The 13,714-nt window shown below is 59.1% G+C and carries 13 protein-coding genes; 7 read left to right on the top strand and 6 right to left on the bottom strand.

What is annotated here, in order from left to right:
* Positions 1 to 53: 53 nt before the first annotated feature.
* The 3 genes from B0G83_RS35700 to B0G83_RS35690 all read right to left on the bottom strand — a co-directional run bounded on the left by B0G83_RS35700 (position 54) and on the right by B0G83_RS35690 (position 2,730).
* Positions 54 to 473: an antirestriction protein gene (locus tag B0G83_RS35700; protein WP_105512003.1), complete on the bottom strand. Its 420-nt coding sequence runs from the start codon at positions 471 to 473 to the stop codon at positions 54 to 56.
* 621 nt (positions 474 to 1,094) lie between these two features.
* Entirely contained in the window at positions 1,095 to 1,766 is a 672-nt protein-coding gene (locus B0G83_RS35695; protein ID WP_105512044.1) for a DUF3577 domain-containing protein, read from the bottom strand.
* Between the two features lie 571 nt (positions 1,767 to 2,337).
* Positions 2,338 to 2,730, bottom strand: coding sequence for a helix-turn-helix domain-containing protein (locus tag B0G83_RS35690; protein ID WP_105512002.1), 393 nt, complete (start codon positions 2,728 to 2,730; stop codon positions 2,338 to 2,340).
* A gap of 411 nt (positions 2,731 to 3,141) precedes the next feature.
* On the opposite strand from B0G83_RS35690, the gene B0G83_RS35685 reads away from it, so the two are divergent.
* The 3 genes from B0G83_RS35685 to B0G83_RS35675 all read left to right on the top strand — a co-directional run bounded on the left by B0G83_RS35685 (position 3,142) and on the right by B0G83_RS35675 (position 5,443).
* Positions 3,142 to 3,561, top strand: coding sequence for an ACT domain-containing protein (locus B0G83_RS35685; RefSeq protein WP_105512001.1), 420 nt, complete (start codon positions 3,142 to 3,144; stop codon positions 3,559 to 3,561).
* A 492-nt stretch (positions 3,562 to 4,053) separates the two neighbouring features.
* Positions 4,054 to 4,758, top strand: a complete 705-nt coding sequence (locus B0G83_RS35680) for a hypothetical protein (RefSeq protein ID WP_105512000.1) — start codon at positions 4,054 to 4,056, stop codon at positions 4,756 to 4,758.
* Complete coding sequence (locus tag B0G83_RS35675; RefSeq protein WP_105511999.1) at positions 4,712 to 5,443, top strand: Fic family protein; 732 nt, start codon at positions 4,712 to 4,714, stop codon at positions 5,441 to 5,443. The genes B0G83_RS35680 and B0G83_RS35675 overlap by 47 nt, the downstream gene beginning before the upstream one ends.
* 75 nt (positions 5,444 to 5,518) lie before the next feature.
* On the opposite strand, the gene B0G83_RS35670 is transcribed toward B0G83_RS35675, so the two are convergent.
* The 3 genes from B0G83_RS35670 to B0G83_RS35660 are packed head-to-tail and all read right to left on the bottom strand — an operon-like array spanning position 5,519 to position 7,976.
* Entirely contained in the window at positions 5,519 to 5,947 is a 429-nt protein-coding gene (locus B0G83_RS35670; RefSeq protein WP_105511998.1) for a TrbG/VirB9 family P-type conjugative transfer protein, read from the bottom strand.
* Positions 5,944 to 7,281: a TrbI/VirB10 family protein gene (locus B0G83_RS35665; RefSeq protein WP_105511997.1), complete on the bottom strand. Its 1,338-nt coding sequence runs from the start codon at positions 7,279 to 7,281 to the stop codon at positions 5,944 to 5,946. The genes B0G83_RS35670 and B0G83_RS35665 overlap by 4 nt, the downstream gene beginning before the upstream one ends.
* A gap of 2 nt (positions 7,282 to 7,283) precedes the next feature.
* Positions 7,284 to 7,976, bottom strand: coding sequence for a TrbG/VirB9 family P-type conjugative transfer protein (locus B0G83_RS35660; RefSeq protein ID WP_258168477.1), 693 nt, complete (start codon positions 7,974 to 7,976; stop codon positions 7,284 to 7,286).
* A 58-nt stretch (positions 7,977 to 8,034) separates the two neighbouring features.
* Between B0G83_RS35660 and B0G83_RS35655 the strand changes: the two genes are divergently transcribed.
* The 4 genes from B0G83_RS35655 to B0G83_RS35640 all read left to right on the top strand — a co-directional run.
* Complete coding sequence (locus B0G83_RS35655) at positions 8,035 to 9,084, top strand: ATP-dependent helicase (protein WP_258168484.1); 1,050 nt, start codon at positions 8,035 to 8,037, stop codon at positions 9,082 to 9,084.
* Between the two features lie 212 nt (positions 9,085 to 9,296).
* Complete coding sequence (locus B0G83_RS35650; RefSeq protein WP_105511995.1) at positions 9,297 to 12,143, top strand: SEC-C metal-binding domain-containing protein; 2,847 nt, start codon at positions 9,297 to 9,299, stop codon at positions 12,141 to 12,143.
* A gap of 139 nt (positions 12,144 to 12,282) precedes the next feature.
* Entirely contained in the window at positions 12,283 to 13,188 is a 906-nt protein-coding gene (locus B0G83_RS35645; RefSeq protein WP_105511994.1) for a hypothetical protein, read from the top strand.
* A 212-nt stretch (positions 13,189 to 13,400) separates the two neighbouring features.
* Positions 13,401 to 13,714 (top strand): hypothetical protein (locus B0G83_RS35640; protein ID WP_219849065.1); only part of this gene is annotated, 314 nt, incomplete at its 3' end.

Here is a 13,714-nt window from a genome sequence, read left to right as displayed (position 1 = left end):
GGAGACGCGTCCTCACGGGTCGCGTCCCGCAAGGGTTGTACAGAGGCAAGTCGTCAGTCGATGGCCGCGTAGATCGCACCCGCTTCCGCGTGCTGGTCTGCGAAGGTGAGCAGGCGGTCGTAGAGCTGCGCGAAAAGGGGGTCTTCTGTCGACCATGCCATCGCATTCAGCGCAAACAGGCATGCGACAATACCGGCGGCGTCGGCGCTCATCTCACCCGAATAGCCGTTGCCGTCACAACTGACCGGCAACGGCCCATCGAGGCGAGGCGCCATGTAGAACGCACCGTTCGAGAGTTCGACGTAGTCCCAGAATCCACCGCGATAGGTCTCGCACAGCGATTCCATTGCGGTGTAGACGGTGACCTCGGCGCGGATCATATGCCGGCCGAAGTAGCGCGACAGGATATCCATGCGCCGCTCCTCGGGTACAGGGGTGGCCACGATGGGGCGCGTTTCAGTCGTATGGTTCATGACATCCTCCAGAAAGTGCGGAGGACGATTTCCCGGGCGGGGAAGCGCATTCCCCGCGTGGGTTGAACAACGTCAGTGCCCGGCGACGCAGATGTGTATCCGCAGTCATCAAGCACGAGAGGTAACAGTGACGGCGGTACAAGGGCAGGGAGATTGCACGGTCAGCATCGGAAGCTCCCTCGAGAGCAAGCAACATCCGGGCTGGTCGGGCGTGCTGACGCCCCGACGGGGAAGGAAGTTATTCCGGACCATGGGTCGCTTGAACCCTGGGGCAGCCGTGCAGACGATGGCACCGGAAGATGGCTGCAAACGTGTCGCCTGACGCGGCGGCGGGCGGGCCTGCAACTGGCGGGCCGGCAGTGAAACGGTCATCCGTCATTGGCCTGCAGGGCGAATGACGGATAACGCCTGGCAGATCGTGACTGCCAGGCCTGTGTCTGGGCCGGTAGAGTCCGGCGCAAACGGCGCGGCGTGATGGGGCCACCGTGGACCCGGGTGACGACCTGACGGACGATGCCGGCTTTCCGGAGCAGTACGCGTGGTAGTGCTCCGGAAAGCCGGCGGACGGCCGGGCGCGTGAGTGGGTCCCCCGCGCGAAGCGGGGGACCGGGAGGGGATCGCTTACCGGTCGCCGGCGGAAGTCCGGCGGGCATTACCGCTGGCCTGACGGCGCAGCGGCGGATAGCGGTTGGTGCGCGGTTCGGCGCGTTCGACTGCTGATGGCTCTTCGCCGGACACTTCGGTCTCCCGACCGTTGGTCGGCTGTTCGACGCGAGGCACGTCACGGTCATCACGATGTTCCGCCGACGGTTCATCGCCGTTGACGATCTCGCGCGAGCGATCGGCGCCAGCTTCGGCGTCGTCGCTTTCGTCGCCTTCATCACGGTAGACTTCCTCGCCGTTGACCTTGATCCAGAAGAGCTTGAGCAGGCGGCCCTTGAGTACAGCCCCGGTTTCGCCAGCGCGGTTTCCGGTGCGTTCGAAAGTATGGATGTAGTGATCGCCGGAACGGAAGCTGACGAGCACCTTCGTGTCGCGGTCGTTCGCGTCATCCATCACGGCACGGACTGCTTCTTTTGCCTTTTCGCCAGAGACGATCAGGTCGAGAGGAAGATAGACGATGCCGTTCTCGACGTTTGGGTCTCCGTGAAATGCGGAGATGGCGCAGGCGAGGAAGGGTTTGGCCTTGCTGCGGCCATTGCCTTTGGTCGTAACATCGCGGACGCGGGACACATACCCGAGGCCGCGCAGGTGAAGGTCGAAATACTTGCGGGGTTCGACAGACTGATTCATGACGATTCTCCAGAACAAAAAAAGGGGAATCGCCATGTCCCGTGCCGGGAAGTGACAATTCCCCAGACGGGCAAACAAGGAAGCTTCTGGTCAAAAGACCCGCGGTGGTCCAGACAGTGGGACGAAGCAGAGCCGCGAAAGGTGTCGCATAAGCGACGGTACTGCGAAGAATGCTGGATGGGCTCCAGCGGGCAACTTCAATTGCGAATCATAGCCGGCGACATGGGAAATTCAAGCAATTCTGCTCGATATTTAATTCGCACATCTTAGTGATATAACGGCATGCGATTCAATCTCACGGCCGGTCACGACTGGTGAGTGTTGGTCAGGAATCCGGTAGGGAATGCCTCGTGTCTGCCGGATCATTTCCGGCGAATGCGGATAGCAGGCGTTAAAAGCGGACCGGGAGCCAGTCAAGCCCAACTTTCAGGCATGGCCCGGTCTGCATTGGAATACTGCATTACGTACCCGCGAACCGGCAGAGGAGGCCGGTTGACGCCACATATAGAAAGAAGACCCAATGGCAGTCAGCAGCCATTCGGGGACAATGCCGTGCAGCCCGGTCACGCAGTCAGGGGCTCTGTTTGCGCAAGCGGCGTTTGGCGGCGGGGCGTGCGTTTGTTGCCAGAGCGATGGCCTCATCCATCAGGCGTTCCAACGCATCCTGCTGTATCGGGCTGAGGCCCGAGAGCTTCTGATGGATACGGCTCGCACGGTCGGCCGGACCTGTGCCGGTCTCACCGAGAAAGTCTGAAAGACGGCATTCAAGAATGCCTGCGAGCTGCGCGAGGCGCTCGATGCTGGGCGAGGTGACGCCGCGTTCAATGTGGGAGAGCGACGCCTGGGCGAGACCTGCGGTTTCAGATAGCTGTTCCTGGGTCAGGCCGAGCGCCTTGCGCCGACGCGCAATGGTCTTCCCGATTGCCCGTACCAGATGTTCGTGCTCGTCTTGCTGCCGTGTCACCGCTGCTCCCGCCCTCAAATGCGCCAAGTGTGCGGTGAGGGTGGAAAGCAAAGAAGGACTTGAAATTTAAAAATATGTGTAATACGTTATGTTCTGACCAATTTGCATGTGTTCTGTCGCACAGGTCTTGCGTTCCGTCGCACCGGCAATCCTACGACCGCATGGCGGGGCGGCGAGGAGGGGCAATTCGCCTTTGAACATTGGATTTTGCCTGCGAAGGTGGCCCATTATCTGAGGGTTGGGGCCTTGGGGGACACGATCAACTCAACGACGTCTGGGACGTGCCCCTTCAATAGCGTCTTGTTCGCTGGATCCGGTCACTATAGATTCGATATGCAACGTGGCTACGGCTTGCGATGGCGCGGCCGGTATACCTAGCCCAATTTATCCTCTTCTTGTACAGGGAGCACAGTGAGCCAACCCGTTTCGGATCTCGAACAGCTGCTCGCGTCAATGCAGCCAAAGCTCAACGAAGGAGCCTATGTCTTCTCATCCGTTCCGGCGGACCGGGATGTGTCGCGGCTCGCGCCTTTGGCGACGTTTCGTGAGCGCGAAGGGATGACCCTCATCATCGATGAGCCGACTGCACTGCGCGAGGAGTTGCCTGTGCTTTACCGGGCAGCGTGGATCACGTTGACTGTTCATTCCGATCTGCAGGCGGTGGGACTCACTGCCGCGGTGGCTGAGGCGCTGACGAAGGCCAGCATCAGTTGCAACGTCGTTGCTGCGGCCTTTCACGATCACATTTTTGTGCCTTTCGAGCGTGCGGCCGATGCGTTGGCGCAGCTTACCGGGCTCCAGGCCCGGGCGGCACGGGACGCGTCCGCGTGACCCCCAGGGGGCTTCGGTCGGCGGGGTACGCCTCACCGCCAGTGCCACGTATAAGATCCGGCGCGCGTCACTGTCCCACAGTTGTCCGGAGTGAAACTGATCTTGACGGTTTTTGTGAAGCGGGCGTCGGGCCGGCGCATGGCGGTACAACAGTTTCTGTTGTTCACGGAACGTGACAGGACGGTAAATTTGGACGGCCTCGGTCGAGGCTGTCAGAATCCTCACCCGGAACAGCGACGCGTTGGCGTCGGAGCTCCCGTCAATACCAGCCGGTAATGCGCTCGGGATTGCACCGTGCGGCGCTGGGTTGAGCGACCTGCGGTGGTCGGCCACCGCAACCGCCAAGCCTTCTGCGCGAAACCCCTGCAGGCGCCGTCCGGCCGACGAAGTATGCTGCCTCTCTGGCAAGGTTTGTATCGATAACCCATTGTTAGATAAGGAGTTTCAGGTGGGTTATAATGGAACCTCGTACACCAGATCTGGAGGTGACCGATGAACCTGGACAGTAAGCTTTTGATGTCGCTGAAGAAGCGGTCGGGTAATGTCGTGCTTCGACGTGAATTGGCTGGGTTGGGGAGTTCGTCGCACCTTAGCACTGCGCTTCAGCATCTCGTTGCCGATGGACGCCTCGTTCGACTTGGAGCCGGTGTTTATGCCAAGACCAGTCCGGATCCGGAAGGCAAGGCGCAATTTGCCGTTGGTTGTGACATGCTGTTGCGCGAGGCACTCGGGAAACTGGGCGTCGCGGTCCTTGATGTGACGATCCAGCACGAAAACGGTCGCTCAGTCTGCCTCGTCGACACAGGGACGAGCCGGATTTCTCGCAAGCTCGGCTGGGGCAACATCCGGGTGCGGTATGTCGGTCCACACGAAAAACCACAAACGGGCGCAGCCGCCAGCCTGGCTGCAGATGTCGACAAGCTGCCAACCCAAAACGTCGGGAAGTTTGTTGAGCAGCTCGCGCAAGCCTACGGCATTCAATACCGGCGCTCAGGCCTAGATGATTTCGCCGAGGCAGTGACGCGAGCGGCGGGTGACGATGTCAAGCTCGATCTCACAGGTAAGCTGCTGGTTGCACTCAAGAAGCACGATCGGATTAGCGGCCGGCAGTTTGCCCGACTGATGGCGAACCACATAAGGGAGATCAAGCGTGTTCGACCCGTTCGGGGACTACGAAACCAGGGGTTACCTGCGTAACGTTGACGGCATCAAGGATCTGGATGAACTCAGGTACATAGAACACGGATTCTTTGAGTCGAACCTCGAGGCGGCATTGGCGTATCTTCACGCCATCGAGGGTTCGATTACGTACGTGCACTTCCTTGAGGTTCACCGGATCCTGTTCAGTGAGTTTTACCCGTGGGCGGGTCAGGATCGCCATGCTCTCGGCGTTGGACGACTGGTCGGGAAAGGACAGCGAATACAGTTCGAAGCTTCGGAGTTATGCCAGCGTGCCATTGAATGGGGACTGTCGGCTGGCAACAGTCCAAAGGCGATTCGGGAAAAACCGGGGATGGTCATGGGCGCTTTTGCTTGGGGTCATCCTTTTCTGGACGGCAACGGTCGCACGATGCTGCTCGTCCATGCGGAACTTTGCCACCGTGCAGGTTTCGCCATTAACTGGAATGCATCCCGGAAAGACGATTACCTGGAATCACTCACCCGGGAACTGGAAAATCCACAGGGCAAGCACCTGGACGCGTATCTGCTCCCATTGATGGTCTCTCCCATTGCCAGGGGTGATCTCCGCGACCACCTGATGTCATTGCCTGGTCTGAATGGAGAGGACAGGGACAGCGCTGAGAACATCGCGTACCGGGCGGACGATGCCGAGGCAAACAGGACATACCTTGAGTTAAAGCGCGCTCGTGGAGAGACTTAAGCGGCGTGCCGCGCGCGCAAGGGTGAAGTCAGCGACACCGCGTTCCGTGCTGGACAGCATCGGCCACGCCGAAAGTTATGGTGCGGGCGTACCTGTGCGCGTTGTTCGCGCGGGTGCGGCAATGCCAAAATGTGCGCTACGTGGCGGTTCGCCCGGCGAGGCGCGCACCGCACGAGCTTCTGAAGAGCCGGTGCGGAATACCAGCGCGGGTTCCATCCGGTCGACGACAATATAAGGCGGGTCGGGACGCCAGCGCAGGAGCACAAGGCCGCCCGCTGTGTCGGCGAAAATGACGGGCACGTGTTTGGGATCGTCGAACTGCAGATAGAGCTTCTGACCATCGTCAAACACCTGGTAAGGCTGGACATCGGCGGCGCCGCCCAGATGCCAGTCGAAGTCATAGACGGGTCCTGTGGTTGCCGGCGGCTCGGCGCAGGCCGACTGCAACATGCAGCCGGCAACGAGCAGTAGGGCAGACAACAGGGTGGAGGTGAAATGTTTCATCGGTTGCAACTCCCGTCGGTGACATTGGGCGGCAGCATCATGTCCCGCTGCGTGATGAACGTGATACGTTGACCCGGTTCAAGCATCAGCGTGGGCTGGATGTTCATGTTGCGCTGGAGAATCGTCTGGGTGGTCTGCGACAGCGACTGGGCGGCCGCCTCAGAGAGATCGGATGAAACACCACCGTTGATATTGATCGTTGTTCCGCTCTGCTGATTCTGGTTATGGCCGATCCAGGCCGCGACGCCCGCGATCAGGAACGTTGAACCGAAAATCTTGAAGAAGTGGTTGTTGACGTCGGCGCTTACGCCGGCCTCCCCATCCGGGTCGTTGCCCGCCAGTCCGTCCAGGCGCATCGTGGCGTGCCGGAAGATCATGCGCGTGGCCGCCATCAGCATGAGATCCTGGCCGACTGCCACATCGTTGCTGGTTCGTCCCAGGATACGGGCACCCTTCGGAATGAGTTTGCAGGCGCCATCGATGGTGTCGTAGATGTCGCGATCGATCATGGCCCGGAAGGTGCCAGGCATGTCGCTCTTGGCACCCTGCAGGATCACGGTCGGAATGGGGGTGCCGCCCATCACCATAAACGGAGAATCGATAGGCACTGGAACGAGTGGCTTTTCGTCTTCGCTTCCCTGACCCTGCTGTCTGAGCCAGTCGGCGTTGCGCCGGCCCGTGATACCGGCTGCGCTCACCGGTGCCGGTCCGGACGTGGAGGTGCCGGGGTCGTCTGCAGCGTCTGAGGGAGTGGCGGCGCGTTGGGCGGACACTCTGGCGAGGCCGCCGGCAAGCGTGTCAAGCGACATCCCGTTCGATTCGTGCCTAGGCGAGCTGCCGGCATCGGTGCCCGTGTCTTCGTATGCGACAAGCGACTGGCTCTGCATCGCTTCAATCTGCCGCTGCAACGCGAGGCGGTCGGAGTCGCTGGTTGCGGAATCGCGCCCGGGCACGCGATAGCCGGACGGCAACGGACCGGCGTCGTCACCCGGCATTCCTTTTGGAATGCCGTCAAGTGGCGTCCCGCCGAGTGGTGCACTCGCGGGAGAGGCATCGCTGCCCGCACGGGAGAGCGCAAGGTTACGCTGGTCCTCGAGCCGCTTGCGCAGGGCGTCTGGTGATGCCTTGGGCTGCCGCGCATCGGCCTCGATCTGTTCGCGTTGTCGCCGTTCAGCGGCCGTCTCATGCGGGTGAGAGCGGGCGTGAACCAGCACGATTGCGAGTAGTGCGGAGCACAGTGCAACCAGCAAGGTTCTGGCGAGATTACGGCGTATGCGGGTCAGGCGCGGCGGTTCGGGCGTGAGCGATGGGCCGTTGCTATCCGGGGTGGTCATGATCACGACTTCCCGTAGACGTTTTTCATGCGGGCGGCGTCGCAGCCGAAGAGGTCGCATCCATTGCCTTTGCCGTTAAAAACCTTCACTTCCTGTTTGCCGCGCTTAAGCAGCAACCCATATGCGGCGGTCTGCTGCACTTCAAAGAAATCGTTGCCAAGTGGCACGAAGCTGGCGATTTCGGCCTCGCCCTTTTCGTCCATCACGAGAATTGCGGGCAGTTCCGCACGATGCGGAAACTGCAGATAGGTGAAGCGCCCGTCATCAAACACGATGACGGGTGCGAATGGCGCGGTGCCCTCGACGCGATAGTCGAAATTCGCATGATCGAGATCGATCCGGGGACTGCCGGCGCGCCCAACGGACCCCGGTGCCGGCGATCGGTCGGGTGTGCCGACGGCGGCGCTCCCGGCGGCGTCTGTCGACGGAACATTTGCCGGGTATTCGACACCGAATGACGAAGACTGCCCGGCGGTCATCTGCGCGTCGGTGTCGAAGTAATGCCAGGACACCCGGTGATAGACCTCGCCGCCATCGGAGGACCGCAGCTCCAGTTCATAACGGCGACGTGACGTGATGATCGTGGCGGCGTTGTCCAGTCCCGGCAAACGTGCTTCGATGAACACATCGCGTTTGGTGAGTGCGGTATGGTTCAGCCACCGTTTTCCCGTGTCAGACAGATAGACGCCGACCACCTGTTCGTCCGGCGCGAAAACCAGGTGTGTCTCCTGGTTCGGGCACGTCAGCGAGGTCCTGAAAGCGTCCTACTCGCACCTCATTGTTGACGAGTACCAAGATTGTTCGGTGCCTCAGCACTATCTCGTCTACTTTCTCTCGCTGATTCTGCCGGCCTGCGTGCTTGGCGATCCGATGCAGGGCATCTTCGGGTTCGGTGGCAACGCCTTGGCCAATTGGGAGCAGCAAGTGTGTGCGCATTTCCCGGTCGTGGCGGAACTGGCCACGCCGTGGCGGTGGCGCAATGCCGGTGCGGAAGCACTCGGACAATGGCTGCTGGAGGCTCGCCGCCTGTTGGTGGCTGGTCAGTCGGTGGATCTGCGCACAGGGCCACCGGCACATGTGACGTGGGTTCAGACCATCCCGCCCAACGACCACCCGCAGCGACTGGCTGCCGCGCGGACGCTGCCGCCCACCGCCGACGGGCGTGTGCTGATCATCGCGGACAGCCGTAATCGGTCGAGCCAGCAGAACTTTGCAAGCCAGACGCCAGGGGCCTCGACCGTCGAGGCAGTCGATTTGCAAGACCTCATCGCCTTTGGCAATGGTTTCGATGTTGCGTCTGCGGGGGCCTTGGGTCAGTTGCTGGCGCTGGCGCAAAGCGTCATGACCAACGTGGGTGTCGCAGAGCTGACACGACGTCTGGAGTCGTTGGCCCGAGGTACCGCGAGGAATCCGCCGTCCGTAGCGGAGAGCTGTGCCTTGGCGTTCCAGCGCGCCCCGTCCATCGCCGCAGCCGCAACACTGCTATCAGAGCTGCGTGAGATGCCGAATGTGCGCGTGCATCGGCCCGCCATTCTTTACGGCGTGCTCAAGGCGCTGCGTGGAGCTTCGGCAGGAAACGTCCCGCTTGCGGAGGCTGCCAGGCGCGTGCGCGACGAGAACCGATTGTTGGGCCGCCCGTTGCCCAAGCGTGCAGTCGGCAGCACGCTGCTGCTCAAAGGGCTGGAGGCGGAAGTGGCGGTCGTGCTGAATACGGAGGGCATGAGCGCGCAGCACTTGTATGTGGCCATGACCCGCGGATCGATGAAGCTGGTTGTGTGTAGCGCCAGCCCCATATTGGGCTAAGTAGGAGGGGGAATGGCAAGAGAGAACAAGTTTGCAAGCTCGGGCGGTGCAAAAGAGACGCCCGCTCGAAGGTTCATGGAGCCGGTGGTCGAGAGCGTAATCAGGCCACGGGGCTACCGATAGCGGAATGTCGCGATTCCATTGTCAAAGACTCGGAGCTCCGCGAGCTCGCCCGCAATGCGAGTCATCTACATACTTCCGAAAAATTTGAAATGAATAGCATGGTGATGGAGCTACCTCTACCCACCCTGGACCCCGCTCAGGAGGTACGCATAGCTGCCGTGCACCGCGGCTTTTTGTACCAGCATCTGTACACGGTAGGCTGTTTATTCCGGGCTGCTGCGGCCGGTGCGACTTCGGTGGTCGTTGAACGCGATGAGGACGTTGAAATTGTTCTGCCGTCACGCCGAATTTACGTGCAGGTGAAGAGCCGTTCGCAACCCATCATTCCTAGCGACATCGATTCCGCTCTTGAACGGTTTTCGCGTCTTCGCGCGGAGCATGTCGCCGGGCGCCGCGGAGGTGTTGCCCATTTCGCAATCGTCGCCAACCAGGCGCCCGGACCCGCCTTGGCTGCATTGATTGCTAGTGGCTCGCTCGAAGGCGATATCCAGTTCCTCTGCCCAGGTCAACCTGTTCCTGCACATCTTGACGCACTGCCTCCGGCATGGCGAAACCTTGGCGATGCCGTTCAATGGTGTACGGCCCAAGCAGCATCGCTACCTCATGCAATGCTGGTTCCCGACTCGCTCGTTTGGAAACTGGCGGGGCTAGTGATGTCCGCCGCGACAGGTCAGATGCAGCGAGGCGGACATGCCTTCGCGGTGGAGACACTGCCGGAACTGTTCGAGCAGTTGCTCGTGCAGCTCCAAGATTTTCCTGCGCCGCTGGTTTCCTATCGGCCCCAGATTGACGAGCCTGACATTGACAACAGCGCGCGCTTGCGGATCATCTGCGGCTTCTCCGGCGCAGGTAAGACGTCGTGGGCGTCTCAGGCAGCAACGCACTCCAGGGAGAGTTGCGTCTACTTCAACGCCGGTGACACGCCAGGAACGGCATTGGCCAGTTCACTGGTCCGAGAACTGGCTGCCAGCCTTGTGGGGGCAGCTCCTGATGTCCTGCGGCAGGTCTTACTGCCAGGCGTATCAGGCATTGACTCACTACGCAGCCTGGACGTGTATCTCGCAGAGCGGGGGCGCGCACCCATCATCGTGATCGACAACGCACACCAAGTACCTGCAGACCACATTCATGCGGCGCTCGGGGCAACGGGCAACTTGCGCTTCCTGTTGTTGTGTCAGCCGGCAGGTTCGACACGGGAATTGGAAGCGCTCCTAGGTATCACCCGAGAAACGCTTCGCGGTTGGGACATGGACACACTGGCCAGTGAGATTGTCGCAATCGGTGCGAGAGGCAGTGCAGAAACGATGGGGCGGCTCAGTCAGCAGACGGCGGGCATGCCGCTGTTCGTGCAGAGCGCAGCCCGAATTGCGGTGCAGGACTACGCTGGCGACGCGGCCCAACTTTGTGATGCGCTGGATAGCCGGACGAACATAGGCGAAACGTCGCAAGAAGTCATCCTCTCGCGCACCTTTGACGGACTTCCAAGTGGCGCTCGGGACGTCGTGGCGGTGCTAAGTCTGGCCGATGTGGTTTTGAAGCTGGAGGAGGTCAATGAGATGCTATCGGCATCACTGGGGCTAAGCGAACCAGCAATTGCTTCAGTCGTTCGCATGCTTCGCTCCCTTGGGATTGTCGAAATTTTCGGTGGCAAGCAACTGAAGATCCATGACGCCGTGAGCCTGCTTGGAAGGCGACATTTGGAGCTCATGTCACCGGAGCATTCGCTTGGCGCGCGACGCGCCTTGAGAGACGTGCTGTCCGCCTCTCTCACGAAAGAAAGAGATGCCTCGCGCTTCTCGCTCTACGTGAGAACTCTGATTTCGCTCAAGGAAATCGACACTATCATCGAGTTCGCGAGCGACGAAATGTTTCATGAGATGGGAATCGGGGATGTCTTCCTTGCGAGCCTGGAAACGGCAGCCGCCTCTATCGAAGTCGACCCCGAGCAACGTTTTTGGGCGCTGGACGGACTGGTATTCGCGAAGCTCAAGTCGGGCGATCTCACATCTTTGCCAGAGCGCTTGGCAAGGATGGAGGAATTGCTCGGCGCGCATGTATTGCCGCGCTCCACTCAACTGGCACTTGGAATGAAGCGGATGCTGTTGAAAGCGCAGCATCGTGACCTCCCGGGCGTCCGGGCGAGCATTGCCGAACTAGGCGAAAGCCTGCCCGACTCGCAGCAGCATCAGCGCATATTCAAGTACAACGCGGCCACAGCCTTGTGGCGGCTCGGGGAGGGTGCAGAAGCGGAGCGCCTTGTGGAAGAGGTAATCCAGGGATACCTCGATGAGCTTGGAATCAGCGAGGCTTGGATTTTCGGCAAGTCTCAGCAACAGTTGCGCCCTCTACTCGATCGCAGTGCGAGCAGCACCGATGACGTTAAGCATCTTGCCGATGCTCTTGAACTTCGCTCGATTCTGCTGAAGGATCGCGGCGTGGACCCGGGTCTTTGGCGCCTTTTCGCAATGAAGTTCTATGCTCTCGTGGGAGCCGTGGACTCGGCAGTGCGAGTTGGCCAAGATGTCGCCGATGATTTTGTTGCACGACATGACTTCATCGGAGCACGTGAGATTCTTGAACAGCATGTGCTTCCGTTCGCTGAGCACTACCGTATGCTCGACCGTATCGTCGCGATACGCAGCCAGTACGCTGTCGTTCTGGGCTACTGCCGTGACTTTTCGGCTGCCGAGCAGGAAATTCAGCGATTGGAGGCTTATGCCGGTGGTTTTAGTGCTGTGCAGCGGCAGGAGATAGATGGTCAGCGGGCGCTCATAGCAGACCTGCGCGCCGGTAACGGGCCGCAGCAGCGCCGTGTGTTCCCGTCTAGAGCAAATTTTCCGGCCGTCGAACAGCGCCGCAATCATCGGGCGAAGGTCGGCCGCAATGATCCTTGCCCTTGTGGTTCCGGTCAGAAATACAAGAAATGCCATGGATAGCGCTATTCTTCCGGATCGAATGGGCGATCGATTCGGCCAACCGCTGTCGAGCGAGACCGGTGATTAGGATCACGGGGGGCTGCATGGGATAAAAAATTGCTGCGTAGCCCAAATTTTCTGACTACTTCAAAGGGCATAGATGCCGAATTTCAATAACCAAGCCTATGAGGCGATGTTGCAGGATCTTCTTAACGATGCCTTCTATGTCGCTGACCGGTCGCTTAGAGGAAAAGCATCCACTATAAGACAATATGCGGAGATCGTTGTTCGCAAACTGTTGGACATGCCCGATGGCCAACGTCTTAATCTAGGTTCACCAACGACAAAAAAATCACTTGCGGCAAAGAGCAATAACGATAATTTTTTAATTTCATCTGTTGAAAGGATTAATACGGTCGGCAGTAAATTCACGCATACTGAAGCGCTAGGCAATGCATCCGAGCAGGACGTGCATGAAATGGTGCTGGCCCTGTTTGATCTGTATGCGTATTTATTTATTGATTATTTCCGACGCCATGCTTTCGGCGAAAATGAGCGCATTACTTCCGTGTTCTCCATTTTGCCTCCAACGGTACGTTATTTGTCATTGAACGTACTTTACAGTCAAGATCCTGCCAATTTGGTAGCAATCGACAAGTTGTCGTTGGCGACATTGAAAGCATTTGATGAGGAGACTGCTCTAGCATGGCTTGATGAGCGTAAAGAGCAGCTAAGTGCCTTGCCCTCGATATCCGAGAAGGGTGCGCGTGATATGGCCGAGGAATTTGGCCAAGCTATAGCGAAAAAATTAGTAGAAAATGCTCCGAATATGTACGAGCTATGCGCGAAAAGAGTGAGGACCGTGGCTAAAGCCATCGCCCAACACGGCCCGCTTTATTATGACTTCGAAAGTGCTATTGGGCTTTATAGGCAGGTCGGTTTCGTAGAGGGAGAGTCTGAGGATGTTAAAGAATTCAACTCGTTGATGGAGTTTGTATACCTGGGGCGGAGGCCGCGTCCGGGCGATGTCAAAAATAATCCCGGCGATTATTTGACCGTCGAATAGCTAGAATTAATGATAAATGTAATCTTCCGGCCGTAGATGAGTCACAACATTAAATCACTTAATGCTTGACCCCTACGAGACCTGTTGATGGTGAGTGAGGCGATTTAAGGAAGTTCTCCAACATCTCGAACGTCGATGTGACGACGGATTGCCTACGCACCTACGCACCGAAGTCTGACCGTTTGAGCGTAAATTTATTGATGAGGATAACGATGGCTAAGCGAGTAAGTGTTGGTGCGGAATTGTTAGAGGGAGCCGCTCCATCGAAGCGCAGTTTTTCTCGTGTGACCGCCTTTGTCGTGGCGCTTGAGAACTATCGAAAGCCTTCAAATGGCGACGCGTTGCCCCTTGTCGATTTTGCGCATGCTGATGGCGACGCGTTTGCTAATGCCATCCGGAAAATTTATGCCGACCTACCTGACGATGCTCTTTCGGTGCATGTGCTCAAAGATGCACAGGCGAGCCTTGCGGCTTTGCGCGATGAGTTGAAGTACACAATCCAGAATCTCGCAGAGGACGAGCTCTT

The sequence above is a fragment of the Paraburkholderia sp. BL21I4N1 genome (assembly GCF_002973525.1).
In the GTDB taxonomy this organism is placed as follows: Bacteria; Pseudomonadota; Gammaproteobacteria; order Burkholderiales; family Burkholderiaceae; genus Paraburkholderia.
Note: the sequence above shows the minus strand (reverse complement) of the source record. Positions and strands in the feature narration are given on the sequence as shown.